18 protein-coding genes are annotated in these 16,105 nt (G+C 56.9%); 7 read left to right on the forward strand and 11 right to left on the reverse strand.

What is annotated here, in order from left to right; all coding sequences use genetic code 11:
- Positions 1 to 13: 13 nt before the first annotated feature.
- The 3 genes from phoU to GOW04_RS04235 all read left to right on the forward strand — a co-directional run bounded on the left by phoU (position 14) and on the right by GOW04_RS04235 (position 2,370).
- Positions 14 to 715 carry a phosphate signaling complex protein PhoU gene (gene phoU, locus GOW04_RS04225; protein WP_171115921.1) on the forward strand — a complete coding sequence of 234 codons (702 nt, stop codon included), beginning with the start codon at positions 14 to 16 and terminating at the stop codon, positions 713 to 715.
- Positions 716 to 727: 12 nt separating this feature from the next.
- A complete protein-coding gene (gene phoB, locus GOW04_RS04230; protein WP_152457978.1) occupies positions 728 to 1,417 on the forward strand; it encodes a phosphate regulon transcriptional regulator PhoB in 690 nt (229 codons plus the stop codon).
- A gap of 185 nt (positions 1,418 to 1,602) precedes the next feature.
- Positions 1,603 to 2,370, forward strand: a complete 768-nt coding sequence (locus tag GOW04_RS04235; RefSeq protein ID WP_171168171.1) for an SDR family oxidoreductase — start codon at positions 1,603 to 1,605, stop codon at positions 2,368 to 2,370.
- On the opposite strand, the gene GOW04_RS04240 is transcribed toward GOW04_RS04235, so the two are convergent.
- Together GOW04_RS04240 and GOW04_RS04245 are read right to left on the reverse strand one after the other, a co-directional pair.
- Positions 2,367 to 3,236, reverse strand: coding sequence for an acyl-CoA thioesterase II (locus tag GOW04_RS04240; protein ID WP_171231635.1), 870 nt, complete (start codon positions 3,234 to 3,236; stop codon positions 2,367 to 2,369). The genes GOW04_RS04235 and GOW04_RS04240 overlap by 4 nt on opposite strands.
- 51 nt (positions 3,237 to 3,287) lie before the next feature.
- On the reverse strand, positions 3,288 to 4,520 hold the full coding sequence (locus GOW04_RS04245; RefSeq protein WP_171231636.1) for a serine hydrolase: 1,233 nt from the start codon (positions 4,518 to 4,520) through the stop codon (positions 3,288 to 3,290).
- A gap of 197 nt (positions 4,521 to 4,717) precedes the next feature.
- Here GOW04_RS04245 and GOW04_RS04250 point away from each other — a divergent pair, with 197 nt between their 5' ends.
- On the forward strand, positions 4,718 to 5,347 hold the full coding sequence (locus GOW04_RS04250; protein WP_171231637.1) for a 2-hydroxychromene-2-carboxylate isomerase: 630 nt from the start codon (positions 4,718 to 4,720) through the stop codon (positions 5,345 to 5,347).
- Positions 5,348 to 5,375: 28 nt separating this feature from the next.
- On the opposite strand, the gene GOW04_RS04255 is transcribed toward GOW04_RS04250, so the two are convergent.
- Complete coding sequence (locus GOW04_RS04255; protein ID WP_171204757.1) at positions 5,376 to 6,194, reverse strand: SDR family oxidoreductase; 819 nt, start codon at positions 6,192 to 6,194, stop codon at positions 5,376 to 5,378.
- 456 nt (positions 6,195 to 6,650) lie between these two features.
- Here GOW04_RS04255 and aroQ point away from each other — a divergent pair, with 456 nt between their 5' ends.
- Positions 6,651 to 7,100: a type II 3-dehydroquinate dehydratase gene (gene aroQ / locus GOW04_RS04260; RefSeq protein WP_171231638.1), complete on the forward strand. Its 450-nt coding sequence runs from the start codon at positions 6,651 to 6,653 to the stop codon at positions 7,098 to 7,100.
- A complete protein-coding gene (locus GOW04_RS04265; RefSeq protein ID WP_152457973.1) occupies positions 7,097 to 7,852 on the forward strand; it encodes an autoinducer binding domain-containing protein in 756 nt (251 codons plus the stop codon). Before aroQ ends, GOW04_RS04265 begins: the two co-directional genes overlap by 4 nt.
- A 366-nt stretch (positions 7,853 to 8,218) precedes the next feature.
- On the opposite strand, the gene tsf is transcribed toward GOW04_RS04265, so the two are convergent.
- The 5 genes from tsf to GOW04_RS04290 form a co-directional block, all read right to left on the reverse strand.
- On the reverse strand, positions 8,219 to 9,094 hold the full coding sequence (gene tsf / locus GOW04_RS04270; RefSeq protein WP_171231639.1) for a translation elongation factor Ts: 876 nt from the start codon (positions 9,092 to 9,094) through the stop codon (positions 8,219 to 8,221).
- A gap of 76 nt (positions 9,095 to 9,170) precedes the next feature.
- Positions 9,171 to 9,971 (reverse strand): 30S ribosomal protein S2, encoded by an 801-nt coding sequence (gene rpsB, locus GOW04_RS04275; protein ID WP_152457971.1) that lies wholly within the window; start codon positions 9,969 to 9,971, stop codon positions 9,171 to 9,173.
- Positions 9,972 to 10,137: 166 nt separating this feature from the next.
- On the reverse strand, positions 10,138 to 10,992 hold the full coding sequence (locus GOW04_RS04280; RefSeq protein ID WP_171231640.1) for a 1-acyl-sn-glycerol-3-phosphate acyltransferase: 855 nt from the start codon (positions 10,990 to 10,992) through the stop codon (positions 10,138 to 10,140).
- A complete protein-coding gene (locus tag GOW04_RS04285) occupies positions 10,979 to 11,734 on the reverse strand; it encodes a GNAT family N-acetyltransferase (RefSeq protein ID WP_171231641.1) in 756 nt (251 codons plus the stop codon). Before GOW04_RS04285 ends, GOW04_RS04280 begins: the two co-directional genes overlap by 14 nt.
- Before the next feature lie 108 nt (positions 11,735 to 11,842).
- On the reverse strand, positions 11,843 to 12,025 hold the full coding sequence (locus GOW04_RS04290; RefSeq protein ID WP_050602459.1) for a DUF3553 domain-containing protein: 183 nt from the start codon (positions 12,023 to 12,025) through the stop codon (positions 11,843 to 11,845).
- Positions 12,026 to 12,068: 43 nt separating this feature from the next.
- On the opposite strand from GOW04_RS04290, the gene GOW04_RS04295 reads away from it, so the two are divergent.
- Positions 12,069 to 12,665, forward strand: coding sequence for a histidine phosphotransferase family protein (locus tag GOW04_RS04295; RefSeq protein ID WP_171231642.1), 597 nt, complete (start codon positions 12,069 to 12,071; stop codon positions 12,663 to 12,665).
- Here the strand turns inward: GOW04_RS04295 and GOW04_RS04300 are convergent.
- Genes GOW04_RS04300 through obgE form a run of 3 tightly spaced genes read right to left on the reverse strand, consistent with a single transcriptional unit; the run spans position 12,662 to position 16,086 of the window.
- The gene (locus GOW04_RS04300; RefSeq protein WP_171231643.1) at positions 12,662 to 13,924 is read right to left on the reverse strand and encodes a glutamate-5-semialdehyde dehydrogenase; all 1,263 of its coding nucleotides are present in this window, start codon (positions 13,922 to 13,924) and stop codon (positions 12,662 to 12,664) included. The genes GOW04_RS04295 and GOW04_RS04300 overlap by 4 nt on opposite strands.
- Before the next feature lie 33 nt (positions 13,925 to 13,957).
- On the reverse strand, positions 13,958 to 15,064 hold the full coding sequence (gene proB, locus GOW04_RS04305) for a glutamate 5-kinase (protein WP_171231644.1): 1,107 nt from the start codon (positions 15,062 to 15,064) through the stop codon (positions 13,958 to 13,960).
- Positions 15,052 to 16,086 (reverse strand): GTPase ObgE, encoded by a 1,035-nt coding sequence (gene obgE, locus GOW04_RS04310; RefSeq protein ID WP_171231645.1) that lies wholly within the window; start codon positions 16,084 to 16,086, stop codon positions 15,052 to 15,054. Before obgE ends, proB begins: the two co-directional genes overlap by 13 nt.
- Positions 16,087 to 16,105: the final 19 nt, after the last annotated feature.

Genomic DNA, 16,105 nt, shown 5'->3' on the forward strand with positions numbered 1-16,105 from the left:
CAGGTATCTGACAATGAGCGAACAACATATTGCAACTGCTTTTGACCGCGACCTCGAGGCGATCCAAGCGCATATCATGAAGATGGGCGGTCTGGTCGAGGCCGCCATCATAGGCGCGGCCCGCTCGCTGGAAACCCGTGACGAAGAGTTGGCGCAAGAGGTGCGAAAAGGCGACAAAGCTATCGACGCGCTTGAAGAGCTGATCAACGAAGAAACGGCCAGGTTGATTGCGCTGCGGGCACCCACGGCCAGTGACTTGCGTCTGATCCTGTCGGTTCTGAAGGTATCCGGCAACCTTGAGCGCATTGGCGACTATGCCAAGAATATCGCCAAACGAACTACGGTTCTGGTCAATGCCAGCGAGATTAACGGAAGCGCTGCGGCCCTGCGCCGTATGGCACGCGAGGTCGAGCGGATGCTGCGTGATGCGCTGGATGCCTATATTCAGCGCGATGCGGAACTGGCCACAGACGTCATCAACCGTGATGAAGAAGTTGACCAGATGTATAACGGCCTGTTCCGGGAGTTTCTGACATTCATGGCCGAAGACCCACGCAATATCTCGGCCTGCATGCACCTGCATTTCATCGCCAAGAACATCGAACGCATGGGCGATCACGTAACCTCGATCGCTGAACAGGTCGTGTATCTGGTCACCGGCGACCGCCCGGCCGAAGCCCGGCCCAAGGCTGACAACACGTCGCAAACCGTTTAGGAGACGAGCGAGATGTCCGCAGATCAACCTACCGTTTTGGTTGTAGAGGATGAAATGGCCCAGCGTGAGGTTTTGGCTTACAACCTTGAAGCTGAAGGGTTTCGGGTTTCCAAGGCTGGCAACGGCGAAGAAGCCATGCTGTTGGTAGACGAAGACTGCCCGGACATCATTGTTCTGGACTGGATGATGCCCAATCTGAGCGGAATCGAAGTCTGCCGACGCCTGAAAAGCCGCCCGGACACGCGTTCAATCCCGATTATCATGTTGTCTGCGCGGACCGAGGAAGTCGACAAAGTTCGCGGTCTTGAAACCGGCGCAGATGATTACGTGGTCAAGCCATATTCCGTGGTCGAGCTGATGGCGCGCGTTCGCACGCAATTGCGCCGCGTCCGTCCTTCGACCGTTGGTTTGCGCCTGGAATTCGATGACATCATTCTTGACTCTGAGACGCACAAGGTCAGCCGGGACAACAAACCCCTGAAACTGGGGCCGACCGAGTTCCGGCTTCTCAGCACATTCATGGAAAAGCCGGGCAGGGTCTGGAGCCGCGAGCAATTGCTGGACCGGGTTTGGGGTCGCGACATCTATGTCGATACCCGAACCGTTGATGTGCATATCGGGCGATTGCGCAAAGCTTTGACGCAATATGGTGGGACCGATCCAGTACGAACCGTCCGCGGCGCTGGATACGCCTTGGGATAACCACATCCTGCGTATATGGCGCCAAAATCGTTTGAATTTTGACAGGAGCCGTATTTGTGGGTGGCGCCCCGTGGCGGTAGTCGGGATTCGCATAATCTGTATTATGGTAATTACTGGCCGCTTGTAACTTGGCAGCAAAGTGAACACTCTGCCCAGAACACATAAGACTTGTTTTGGAATGCGCCATGGAGCTCAGAAATAGAACTGTCATCGTGACCGGTGCCGCAGATGGCATTGGCCGGGGTTTGGCGGAACGTTTTGCTCAGGAAGGTGCGCGCGTCATTTGTTCGGATATTGACGAAGCCGGAGCCCGTGAAGTCGCAACCCAAACTGGCGGTGTTGCGTTCACATGTGACGTTTCGGATGAGGAACAGATCAAGGCGTTGATTGATTTCACCGAAGATACTGTTGGCCCAATTGATCTGTTCTGCGCAAATGCCGGCATCCTGACGCTTGGCGGTCTGGATGTTCCCGATGATCAATGGGAAAAAATTTGGAAAATCAACGTGATGTCGCACGTGTGGACCGCGCGCCATTTGGTGCCTCGTATGATCGGTCGCGGCGGCGGATATATTCTGACGACGGCCTCTGCGGCGGGTTTGCTGAACCAACCGGGTGCAGCGCCATACGGTGTCACGAAACACGCGGCGGTCGGATTTGCCGAGTGGCTGTCGCTGACATATGGCGCCAAAGGTCTGCGGGTTTCGGTTCTTTGTCCTCAGGCGGTTCGGTCAAAAATGACTGAAGGACATGAGGTTTCAGTGGCATCGATCGACGGAATGCTGGAGCCCGATGACGTCGCTGAAACCTGCGTACAAGCCATCCGGGAAGAACGATTTCTGGTTCTTCCGCATCCGCAGGTTTTGGATTATCTGCAACTCAAAGCGGCTGACTACGATCGCTGGCTGGGCGGGATGCGAAAGTTGAATCAACAGTTTACGCCAGATACCTAACGTTTTCTCTGAACCTTCCTCATAAGACCTTCCTGAGCCACCGACGCGACCAGGGTTCCGTCTACTGAATAGATCGATCCGCGATTGAAGCTGCGTCCCTGCCCCGTCCACGGAGAATCCATCACATACAGATGCCAGTTCTGAAATTTCACGGGTGCATGAAACCACAAAGCATGGTCCAGACTGGCGCCGTTGAACTCTCCGGAAAACCAACTCAGCCCGTGCGGTCGCAAACCTGACGACATCAGGTTCATATCAGACGCATAGGCCAAAAGCAGATGTTGAGTTTTTGCGTCCGCAGACGCGGCAGCCGCCATGCGAAACCAGGTTTTATTGCGGTCGTCCGACACTTCGGGGTTGAACGGATCCAGATGGTCCACCTCGCGGACTTCGATCGGGCGTTCACGCAGAAGCTCACCGCGAAAACCTTCGGGCACGCGATCCACATATGCGTGTCGAAGCTCGGAACGTGATGGGTATGTCTGTGGAGGATTCACGGTTGGCATCGGATGCTGATGATCCCAACCTTCATCCTGAACGTGAAAGGAAGCTGACATATTCAGGATCTGCTTGCCATTTTGAATGGCAACAACGCGACGGGTTGTGAACGACCCCCCGTCACGCGCCCTATCCACCTGATAAATAACAGGTTTATCTGGATTCCCGGGGCGGATGAAATAGGCGTGCAGGGAATGGCACAACCGGTCTTCCACGGTTCTATATGCCGCGGCCAGGGCCTGCGCAATGACCTGACCGCCGAAAATTCGGGTCGGTGTTTCTCCACCCGATCCTGTGCCGCGGAAAAGATCGACTTCAAGCCGTTCGATATCCAGAAGGTCCAGTAAGATGCGTTCCGCTTCGGTCATTGTCTGCTCATGGGCTAATTGATCGAAACCCGGGTATCAGCCTGAGCAAAATCATTCAATCATGGCGGCGTGCACTAAGGCCTTGAGTTCAGCCCGGGATGGATAGGAACTGGACGGCGACAATTGCGTGAAGAACACAGCCGTCAGATCGTTCTGCCAGTCGATCCAGAAATAGGTCGAGGCCATGCCACCCCAGCTGAAATCACCAACGGATCCGGGCACGCGCACCCGACCCGGATTGAGGACAATCGACCCTGCAAGGCCAAATCCCATGCCTTCCATGGGCTGTTCCGCAAAGCTCTTTTGTCCCATCGAGGCGATATCGCCCGACAAGTGGTTGCGCATCATGAAGTCCACCGTTTTCGGGCCAAGCAGTTGATGCCCGTTGCCGGACCCGCGATTGCGAAGCATGTCGACGAATTTGACATAGTCATCGATTGTGGAAACCAGCCCACCGCCGCCCGAGAAGGTTGTCGCATTCGCAAATGGAGAGGTTTCGTGGGTATCCACCAGCCGCAAGGTATCGCCTCCCTGATCCGCGGAATTCAACGCCATCGCGTCGCCGGCCAGCGGCGTATAAAGCGAGGCGAACCGGTCCCCTGCCCCGTCGGGCACGGAAAACCCGGTTTCGCGCATCTCGAGGGGCGCCAGGATTTCCTGCCGGAAGAATTGTTCCAGGGTCTGTCCCGAGACGACCTCGACAACGCGCCCAAGCACATCGGTTCCAACCGAATATTCCCACCGTGTTCCGGGCTGGAAAGCCAAGGGAAACTCTGCCAGTTCACGTACGCGATCTTTCAGAAGGCCCTGATTTGGTTTGAATATAAGGTCCTTTTCATCCATCGCCTCCGGCAGTATCCCGGGGTTGAACGGATAGCTGAAACCGCCGGTATGGGTCAGCAACTGATGAAGGGTCGGGCTTGCCGCGTCCTCGGTTTGATCCAGCTTGTCCGCGCCGGGTACCAGAGCCTGCATCTGTTTGAACTCGGGAAGGAAATCCGAAAGCGGTGCGTCGAGGTGAAACAGCCCACGTTCCGCCAGCATCATCAAGGCAACAGACGTGACGGGTTTGGTCATCGAGTAGATGCGCACCAGCGTATCGCGTTGGAATGGCAAGTCTTCTTCAAGATTTCGCAGGCCGCTGGAGTGGAAAAAGACCTCATCCCCCTCGTGCTTCAGCAAAAAGGTCGAACCCGCGTACTTGCGCTGCTCAACATAGCTGTCCATCCAGATGCGAATCCGGCTCAGGCGCGTTTCATCGAACATGACTTGTTTTCGAAGCATTTTTGAGTTCCACCAGAAGTTGACTAATATCGTGTACGCGTAGGGCCTGAAACAACAGCAAAACCCGGGCTGAAATGAATGGTTATACAAGCAGAGCCAAGAGGCACGCCTTAAATCCAAGTGATACAGTGAAACCGTCACAGATTCGCTTGTAAATTGTTGGACGGCGACGTGCCGGATTGGCCTGGAGGAATAGCATGACGCAAAGCATAGATTTCGTTTACGATTTTTGCAGCCCAAATGCCTTTCTGGCCCACAAGATGCTGCCAGAGCTGGCCGCGCGGCATAATGCCAAGATCAGGTATTCCCCTGTCCTTCTGCCCGTTGTTTTCAAGGCAACGCACAACCAGAGCCCGTTTCAGGCGTTTTCCGAAAACCGCCAGAAAACCGCCTATCTTACTCATGACTTGCATCGGTTCGCGCGGCGTCGCGGGCTGAGCTTTCACATGAGCCCGCATTTTCCGATCAATACGAAATTTGCGATGCGCGGCGCCCGGTTCGCTAGTGGTAAATCATGGGAAATCCAATACATAAACGCCATCTTTGATGCCATATGGGTGCATGGCCAAAAGGCGGATGAACTGGCCGTTCTGATTGACATTCTACAGGAAAATGAACTGCCGGTTCGCAAGCTGCGCGAGGCCATGACAAGCCCTGAAATCAAACAGGATCTGAAGGATCAGACCAAATCGTTCGTGCGCCGCGGCGTTTTTGGCGTTCCCAGCCTGTTTTACGGCCCTGAAATGTTCTTTGGCAAGAACAGCTTGCCGAACCTGGAAATTGAACTGTCGAAAAACAAGAAACGACACAAATCCAACACGTTGTGAACGGGATCGGTTTTGATCGCAGCGCGACTTAGAAAGCTTCGGCAAAGATATTGCCCGACGTTACAACGTTGATCCCACCAGAAACCGGGATAATCGAACCGGTTACATAACTGCCCCCGCGTCCACACAGAAACAGCACGCACCCCGCTATATCTTCATCACAGCCGACGCGCCCAAGAGGCACTGACTTGCCGACCTTTTCACGCTTGTCCTCATCCGCCGTAGCAAAGGCTGTCATCCGCGATACGAACGGCCCCGGAGCCAGCGCGTTGACCGTCACGTGGTAGGGCGACAGTTCCTTGGCCATGATTTTTGTCAGATGCAGAACCGCAGCTTTCGAGGCTGAATAGCTATAGGCGCCATCCCCCATGGGAACCTCTCCCATCACGGATCCAACATTCACGACCCGGGCCGGATCGTCTGCGGTTCCGGATTGCATCAACATTGGTAGCAGCCTCTGGGTAAGCTCGAATACCCCGGCCACGTTGACCGACATCACCTTGTCCCACGCGTCATAAGGAAACTGGCCCAAGGGTGCCCCCCAGGTCACGCCAGAGTTATTCATAAGAATATCAAGCCCTTCCGTCCGGTTCTGAATGTCCGAAACCAGTTTGGCGATACTTGCCTCGCTGCCGATGTCTCCGGCAAACCCTTCGGCACTTCCCGGTGCCTCCAGCGCATTCAACTCGGCGGCGGCCGCGACACAGGCGTCCCCGTTTCGAGAAGCGATCAACACGCGCGCGCCGGCCCTGACCAACGCCTCTGCGGCCATCCGACCGATACCCGTGGCGCCTCCGGTGACCAATGCGGTTTTGCCGGGCAGCGAGAAAAGGGTATCGGGGGTCATTGTCGTGTTCCTCTGCTAAATCTGATTTCTGTTGCGTTCCGACCCGGTTCAAAGCGTTGTTGTTCTGACGGCGATCAGCCGTCCGCTGCGCTGGCACGAAACCGGGTTGCACCAAAATTCCACATGACAATCTTCAATCGCATCAGATACGGTTTGCAAGGATTACTCAGCGTCGCAAAGGGCCGGCCGATAAGCCCGAATAGTTTCAATGTTCCGATACTGAAACCGACGACAATGCGCCCGAAAACCTGTTTTCCCGCAAACGAAATGCGGATGAAGATGCACGGCCCAAGTCCAAACGGACGCGCTGTGTCGTCATGTCGAAGGACTGAACTTGGTTTCCTCTTCCATCTCAAGGTCTGTTTTCCGGGCAACTGTCTGTATTCAATCCACCAAAGTCAGGTAGACAACCCGGCCTTTTCGCGTCTATGAACCAAGTATGGGGATCGTGAAAACATGCATAACGTTTTGGTATTGAATGGCCCAAACCTCAATCTGCTTGGCACACGGCAGCCCGAGGTTTACGGCAGCACGACACTACATATGATCGAGGATCGTTGCGTTCAGCATGGCGCCTCCATCGGGCTGGACGTCACCCACCTGCAATCCAATCACGAAGGTGTGCTGCTTGACGCCATTCAAGCGGCCCGCGGTGTACAAAGCGGGCTGATACTGAACGCAGGCGCGTTCACGCATACGTCGATTGCCCTTATGGATGCGATTGCATCGGTGGAACTGCCGGTTGTCGAAGTGCATCTTTCCAACATTCATGCCCGGGAAACGTTTCGGCACAGGTCCTACATAGCCCCGGTCGCACTGGGTCAGATCTGTGGATTCGGTGCCCACAGCTATATCCTCGCGCTGGATGCGCTCGCGGCTCATCTGAAAGCAGGCAGCACGACATGAAGCTCAAGGAATATCTTCGGTTTGTCAGCTACGCCAAAACCCTGGAAGACCTGTGGGATGCACATTGCCGCCAAATGGCCGAATTTGGTTTTACCCGCCTGATCTATGGGTACACGCAATTCCGGACGGCCACGTCTCTGGGTGATCCAGAAGATTTCGTAATCCTGACGAACCACAAACGGGCCTATGTGGACGGATTCATCAAGGATGGTCTGTATTTTCACGCTCCGATGTTGAAGTGGGCCTTGGACAACGAAGGCGCCGCCAGTTGGAAAATGTTGCAGGACATGAACTCGGGCGGGACGATGACCGCGAAGGAACGCGAAGTTTTCGAGTTCAACAAATCCATGGGCGTGGTTTCCGGATATACCGTCAGCTTCAACTCGGTTTCCATGCGCTCGAAAGGGGCGATTTCCCTGTCGGCCAATAATGGGTTGAGCCAGGAGGATGTGGATGCGGTCTGGGAAGAGCACGGCGACGACATTCTACTTATGAACAATGTCGCCCACCTGAAAATCCTGACATTGCCGTTCCATCCGCCGAACCGGGCACTTACCAAACGCCAACGCGAAGCTTTGCAGTGGGTTGGTGACGGGAAAACCACTCAGGACATCGCGCTGCTGATGGGTCTGACATCTGCAACGGTGGAAAAGCACCTGCGACTCGCGCGCGAGGCGCTTTCGGTCGAAACGACGGCGCAAGCGGTTCTCAAGGCGTCACTGCACAACCAGATGTTCATTATGGAAGCATAACCGCAATATTTTGACGCTATCCCGCGTCAGTTTACCCTAGGTAAGGAAATCACTACTTTTCAAACCAATCGGAAAAGTTGCAAAGTGAGAGTGTTCCGTGAGTGGTGGCTTTAGCCAGGGAACATTGGATTGGATCTTTGCAATAACAAAGCTCTCCGATCACTCTGACAAGGGGGCGCCTATTTGTCCGCGTACCGGTGTCGGAATTTTGGGGGGCCTCGACCATCCCCATCATGCGGGGCCCTCCAATTCTTCTCTTCATTTCAGAATTTTGAAATCCGCCGATGGCAGAAAAAAGGGTTACGCAGTGCGTAACCCTTTAGATTTGTTGGGAAAGGCCGTTGCTGGTACTTTCCCTGTGCCCTTTTAGCCTTGCGCGGCTTTGGCGACTTCGGCGGCGAAATCTTCTTTTTCAACCACGATGCCTTCGCCAACTTCCAGACGGATGAAGCCGGTGATGGTCGCGCCTGCTTCCTTGGCCGCTGCTTCGACGGTCAGGTCAGGGTTCACGACAAATTGCTGGTTCAGCAGAGTCGATTCCGCGACGAATTTCTTCATGCGGCCTTCGATCATCTTTTCGATCACCTGCTCCGGCTTGCCGGATTCGCGGGCGATGTCCATCTGGACTTGCTTTTCTTTCTCGACAACTGCAGGGTCCATGTCTGCTTCGGACAGGGCCGCCGGGTTCACGGCCGCGATGTGCATTGCAACCTGCTTGCCGATCGCTTCGTCGCCACCGGTCAAAGCAACCAGAACGCCGATTTTGCCCATGCCGTTGGTGGCCGCATTGTGGACATAGGACACAACGGTGTCGCCCGACAGTTTCGCCATGCGACGCACCGACATGTTTTCACCGATGGTGGCGATTTTGTCGGTCAGGGTGTCCGCGACGGACTTGCCGCCCAGATCCGCTGCCAGCAGCTGCTCTACGTTGTCGACGCCTTCAGCCGCATATGCAATCTTGCCGACCATTTCCTGGAACTCGGCGTTTTTCGCGACAAAGTCGGTTTCCGAGTTCACCTCAACAGCAACACCGCTGCCGCCATCGACGTGAACTGCAACCAGACCTTCAGCTGCGGTACGGCCCGATTTCTTGGCCGCCTTGGCCAAACCTTTGGTGCGCAGCCAGTCAACGGCTTCATCCATGTTGCCGCCGGTTTCAGTCAGCGCTTTTTTCGCGTCCATCATGCCTGCGCCGGTCGAGTCGCGCAGTTCTTTAACCATTGCTGCTGTGATTGCCATCTTTAGGCTCTCCTCAATTCAAATGGAATTGGGGCAGGTCTACCCTGCCCCATATGTCATTTACGTGACGGGCAGCTTACGCTTCGGCTTTGGCTTCCGGAGCAGCTTCTTCAGCGGGTGCTTCTTCCGCAACGGCTTCTTCAACCGGCGCTTCTTCGAATTCACCCAAATCAACGCCAGCGGCACCCAGCTGAGCGGTCATACCGTCCAGAGCGGCACGTGCGGCCAGATCGCAGTACAGCGAGATTGCGCGGGCTGCGTCATCGTTGCCGGGGATGATGTAATCAACACCGTCGGGCGAGCAGTTGGTGTCGACAACAGCCACAACCGGGATACCCAGCTTGTTGGCTTCGGCGATGGCCAGTGCTTCTTTCTTGACGTCGATGACGAACAGCAGGTCAGGTACGCCGCCCATCTCGCGGATACCGCCCAGCGATGCTTGCAGCTTGGCCTGGTCGCGTTCCATGCCCAGACGCTCTTTCTTGGTCAGGCCTTCGGCGCCCGATTCCATCGCTTCGTCGATCTGGTTCAGACGGTTGATCGACTGGGAAACGGTTTTCCAGTTGGTCAGCGTGCCGCCCAGCCAGCGGTGGTTCATGTAGTACTGAGCCGACTTTTCAGCGGCTTCTGCGATCGGGCCAGCAGCCTGACGCTTGGTACCAACGAACAAAACGCGGCCACCTTTGGCAACGGTGTCACGAACGGCCTGCAAAGCCTGGTCCAGCATCGGAACGGTCTGGGTCAAGTCCATGATGTGGATGCCATTGCGCGAGCCGTAGATGAACGGGCCCATGCGGGGATTCCAACGCTGTGTCTGGTGGCCGAAGTGAACGCCAGCTTCCAGCAGCTGACGCATGGTGAACTCGGGAAGAGCCATGCTATGTTTTCCTTTTCCGGTTTACGCCTCGGCGGGGGTGAAAGAAGCGAATGCTCCAACCGGCGGGCCAGATAGGGATGTCTCCCCTACAAGGCCCAAACCCCGCCTGCGGGTTTGAATGGCGCGCGTATACGGCAGGTTTGAAGGCAGTGCAAGGGTCAAAGCCTTATTTTTCAAGCCGCGCCAATGCATGCGCGTGGCGCACTGCCGCCTCGCAATGGGCCGCCAGTTCCTTGCGGTTGGCGAAATCCCTGACCCGGGCCGGAGAGTGATAGATCAGTTCAACAGACCCCTGCCTACGCGCGCCCAATGTCTTGAGCAGATGAGGCGCGAAATCCATATCGCCCCACCAGCCATAGAACCGGTCAGGCTGACCTTTCGGCGCGTGAAACACCACCGAGACCGGTTGAACATACATGAAATCCCGCAGTTCGTCCGCGAAGAAAGCGGCAAAGAGCGTTGTTTTAAATGGCAAAACACGCAATCCGTCGGTCGAGGTGCCCTCGGGGAAAAACAACAGCTTGTGTCCGGCCTTCAGGCGTTCTTCGAAGATCGCCGTCTGCTCGCGCGCCTTTTTGCGATCCCTTTCGATGAATACGGTCCCGGTGGCCCGTGCCAACCACCCGATACCCGGCCAGGTTGCAACTTCTGCCTTGGACACGAAGTAGACCCTTTTTCGGGCGTTCAGGGCAAAGATATCCAGCCAGGATGTGTGATTGGCGACAACGGCACCGTGTTCCTTCATCAACGCGCCCGAGCAGCGAAATCCGATTCCCAGGATTCGGAACGCGTTTCGGCACACGAACTGGCTGATGAACGGTGTAACGGGGCGACGAACACCACAAAGTGGCAACTCGATCAGTCGAATGGCCAACAGAACAAGCAGCCCACCGAACACAAGCATGGCCAAGGGCAAGCCCCTCAGGATCACAAGAATCCAGCCGACAAAACCCAGTTCGATCGGATCCGGCGCATCCTCACTGTTCCAAAGCGGATCATTCACCGGATCAAGCCCCGCCATAGATGCGCTTCTGCCGCTCGTTCATACGGGTCGTGTCCAGGATCAGGCACACATCGGTGGTGTTGAAGGAATGATCGATGAACGCCCCCTCACCCACAAACCCGCCAAGCCTCAGATAGGCTTTGATCAGGGCCGGAACCTGTACCATAGCACGGCGACGATCCAGCGCGTCCGGTGCGACAAGATCCATGGTCTGAAACACGCTCGGCTGGGCGCGCACCCGCAGGTCTGGCGGCGCCAGATGATTGTGATGCAGCATCGACAGCGGCTGGGCCAGTTCCTGAACATCCGTGCCGTGAAAGCTGGCGACGCCAAACAGAACTTCGATCTGGCGTTCGGCCACATAGCGAGAGAGACCATTCCAGAGATGAAACATGGCCGTACCGCCCCGGTAGTCCCTGTGCACGCACGACCGGCCCAGTTCCAGCAACTTGCGGCCACTTTGCTTGAGAACGCTCAGATCGTATTCATCCTCGGAATAAAACTGCCCCAATTCAGCAGCGCGATCACCCGGTAACAGCCTGTAAACGCCGACAACTTCTCCGGTCGCATCATCAATGGCCAGCATGTGATCGAAATAGGGATCAAACCGGTCCCGTTCCAGCCCGGCCACATGATCGACCAGCGCCCCTCCGCCGCCGAGTTCGCGCACAAATACGTCATAACGCAACCGCTGCGCTGCGCGCAGTTCGTCCTGGGTTTCCGCCAGTTTGATCGTGAACGAGGGGCCAGCGTCCGGCATGTCAGACTTATCAATCCTGTTTTATCAACGCGGCTGATACCTCAGTTCTTCGGGGGAAGGCAACAAGTGGAGATCTGGTCTTTTCCGTTAACTCTTCTTAAACCAGTTTCACGGATCAAAGACCGGCATCAGGGCGATGCGTGTTCCGTCGATTACCACTTTCCCCTGCTCGCGAAAGTTTACGGTGATCTTGCCTGCGATGTTGGACTGAACCTGTCCGACACCCCATTCGGGGAAATCCGGGTGGCGAACAAACATGCCCGGTGCAAGAATAGCATTCATGTCTGTCATTTGGGGCTTCCGGTTCCTGCGGCAGATACCGCAGGAGGTACGCATGGGCAACACGAACGTCAACTTGGCTGAATTGATCGGCTCACGGATCTGCCACGATTTGATCAGCCCGATCGGGGCAATCACCAACGGGCTGGAACTGTTGGACATGGTTGGTGCTGTCCAGGGCCCCGAGATGGAGTTGATCTCGGGCAGCGTCGGCAGTGCGGGCGCGCGTATCCGGTTTTTTCGGGTTGCCTTCGGATCAGCAGGAGAACAGCCGCTGGGCCGGGCCGAAGTGGCCGAACTGCTCAAGGACATCGAACGCACCGGACGGGTGCGGGTAGACTGGTTTATGACCGAGCCCATGCCGCGCAACCAAATCAAGCTGGCGTTCCTTGCGCTCATGTGCTGCGAAAGTGCCATGCCGATGGGCGGAGAGGTTGAGATCGAGAACCAAGGCACCAATTGGACAGTGACCGGAACTGCCGACAAGTTGAACGTAGACAATACCTTATGGAAACACGTCGCAACCGGCCGGTTTCCCAACAAGATTACCCCCGCGCAGGTCCAGTTCGCTCTGCTGCCGGAAACGGCAAACGCGATGGGTCGGCGCATTTCCGTTGAAACCGCCGCGACCCGCCTTGTGCTGCGTTTTTAATCCCGAATCGTTCCGTTCCCGCGCACCAGATATTTGAAACTGGTCAACTGGGCTGCCCCCACCGGGCCGCGGGCATGCATTTTGCCCGTGGCGATACCGATCTCGGCTCCCATCCCGAATTCACCACCATCGGCGAACTGAGTCGAAGCGTTGTGCATAAGGATCGCGCTATCCAAACGCTCAAAGAAACGGGCCACGGCCGTGTCATCCTCGGTCATGATACAATCTGTATGGTTCGACCCGTAATGCTGGATATGCGCAATGGCAGCATCGATATCGGCGACGGGCTTGGCCGCGATCACGCTGTCCAGAAACTCTTTTCCCCAATCCTCCGCCGTCGCGGAAATTGTACCCTCGACCGCAAGTGCGCCTTCGGCGTGAACCTCGACCCCTGCTTTCAGCAACGCGGTGATCACGTCACGCCCCAGCGTTTCGGCGATGTCCTGATGGATCAGCAGGCATTCGGCAGCGCCGCAGATCCCGGTACGGCGCGTCTTGGCGTTCAACACCACGTCCAGCGTTTTCTGCGGATCAGCGGCCTTGTCGACATAGATGTGCACGATGCCTTCAAGATGGGCAAAAACAGGCACACGGGCCTCACGCTGGACCAGCCCGACCAACCCCTTGCCGCCGCGCGGAACGATGACGTCGACATAGTCGGTCATGGTCAGCAATTCCTGAACCGCCGCACGGTCACGTGTCGGCACCAGTTGAATCGCATCTTCCGGCAGATCGGCGGCCTTCAGCCCCTCGACCAGGCAGGCATGAATTGCTGTCGAAGAATGAAAGCTCTCGGAGCCGCCGCGCAGAATGACCGCATTTCCGGATTTCAGACACAGCGCACCTGCGTCGGCCGTGACATTGGGGCGGCTTTCATAGATCACGCCGATCACACCCAGCGGGGTGCGTACGCGTTGGATTTTCAATCCGGTCGGGCGGTCCCATTCGGCCAGAACTTCGCCCACCGGATCGGTCTGATCAGCCACTGCGCGCAGACCATCGACCATGCCCTGAACACGCGCCTCATCCAGCATCAGCCGATCCATCATCGCCGGGCTCAGACCTTTCTCGCGGCCGAACTCCAGATCCTTCCGGTTGGCTTCGATGATCTGCGCCCGATTGGCCCAAACCGCGTCGGCCGCTGCAATCAGGGCGGCATGTTTGCGCTCTGGGCTTGCAAAAGCCAGATCGCGCGATGCCGCTTTGGCACGTTTCCCAAGATCAGCCATCAGAGCGGGAATGCTGTCGAAATCTTTCATGTCGCGTGCCTTTCAGGTCATCTTTTTCAGTATTTACAGGGCCAGATCATCCCGGTGAATCAAGGCCGCACGGCCGGGATATCCAAGTGTCGCCTCGATCTCGGACGACTTGCGCCCCTTGATCGCGTCAGCCTCCTGCGCGGTGTAACGGCTGATCCCCTGCGCCAGCCGACGGGCTTTGGGGTCAAGTATCGCGACAGGGTCGCCGCGCCCGAAATCGCCGGTCACTTCGACAATACCCGCGGGCAACAGGCTTTTGCCATTTGCCAGCGCGTTGGCAGCCCCTTCATCGATGGTGATTTCGCCACGAGGTTTCATGGCCGAAATCCAACGTTTGCGCGCAGCATGCGGGTCCAGCGTTGCGGTGAACCATGTCGAGTTCGCGCCATTTTCCAGCGTTTTCAGAGGGTTCAGAACCGATCCTTCAGTGATCGCCATCGCACATCCGCCCGCGGTGGCCATCTTGGCGGCCAGCAGCTTTGTCTTCATTCCGCCCTTCGACAGACCAGAGCCCGCATCGCCCGCCATGGCTTCGATCTCGGGCGTGATCTTGTCGATCGTTTCGAAACGCGTGGCCGAGGCGTCCTCGTTGGGGTTGCCCGAATAGAAGCCATCGACATCCGACAGCAGGATCAACTGATCCGCCCCCACGGTCACGGCAATTTGCGCGGCCAGACGATCATTGTCGCCATACCGGATCTCATCCGTTGCCACGGTATCGTTTTCGTTGACGATCGGCACGACACCCAAACCCAGCAGCGTTTCCAGGGTCGCGCGTGAATTCAAATAGCGGCGGCGATCCTCGCTGTCCTCCAATGTCACCAAAACCTGCGCCGTGGTGATCCCATGAGGTGTCAACGCCTCTTCATATGCGCGCGCCAGACGAATTTGCCCGACGGCAGCGGCAGCTTGCGACTTTTCCAACGGCAATGTCGCCATGGGCAGACCCAAAACGCCGCGGCCCAGTGCAATCGACCCGGACGAGACGAGGATTACATCTGTCCCTTGCCCCTTGAGCCATGCGACGTCCTGCGCCAACGAAAACAACCATTCCTTGCGCAACAGGCCGGTTTCGCGATCAACCAGCAAAGCCGACCCGATTTTGACAACCAATCGGCGCGCTGAAGTCAGGGTTGCCAAGGCTGCGCCTCCTCAGCGGGTTTCTGACGCACACGATTGTCATCGATCTGGCCGCGCAACGCGCGCAAAACCTCGGTTACACCTTGATGAGCAACACCGGACATCATCATCACCGGGCCGCCAACGGCCTCTTCAAGCTCGGCTTTGGCCATATCACGTTCTTCGTCATCCAGCGCATCGACCTTGTTCAGGACGGTGATCCGGGGTTTCTGGGCCAGCTCGCCGCCATAGGCCTCAAGCTCGTGGATAATCGTGCGGTAGTCATCGGCAACCGTTTCCGAGGTACCATCGACAAGATGCAGCAGCACGGCACAGCGCTCAACATGGCCAAGAAAGCGGTCTCCGATCCCGCGGCCCTCATGCGCGCCTTCGATCAGGCCGGGGATGTCAGCCACCACGAATTCCATATTGTCGACCCCTACGACACCCAGATTTGGGTGCAGCGTGGTAAACGGATAATCCGCGATCTTGGGCCGCGCGTTTGACGTGGCTGCAAGAAAGGTCGATTTGCCTGCATTTGGCATGCCCAGCAGGCCCACATCGGCGATCAGCTTCAGACGCAGCCAGATCGTGCGGTCAATGCCGGCCTGCCCCGGATTTGCACGCCGGGGGGCTTGGTTGGTGGCCGATTTGAAGTGCAGGTTGCCGAAACCGCCATTGCCCCCTTTTGCAAGCAGAACGCGCTGTCCCACCTCGGTCAGATCGCAGATGACGGTTTCTTCATCCTCATCCAGGATCTCGGTGCCGACAGGCACGCGCAGGACAATGTCATCGCCATCCTTGCCGGTACGTTGCTGGCCCCTGCCCGGCTGGCCGTTCTTGGCAAAGAAATGCTGCTGATACCGGAAGTCGATCAGGGTGTTCAGCCCGTCCACGACTTCGGCCCAGACAGACCCGCCCTTACCGCCGTCCCCGCCATCAGGGCCGCCGTATTCGATGTATTTTTCGCGTCGGAAGCTGACGCAGCCGCTACCGCCGGCCCCGGACCGGATGTAGACCTTTGCAAGATCGAGAAATTTCATGGTCTGTCCCCTACTGCAA

It is taken from the genome of Ruegeria sp. HKCCA4812, from assembly GCF_013034245.1.
Taxonomy (GTDB): domain Bacteria; phylum Pseudomonadota; class Alphaproteobacteria; order Rhodobacterales; family Rhodobacteraceae; genus Ruegeria.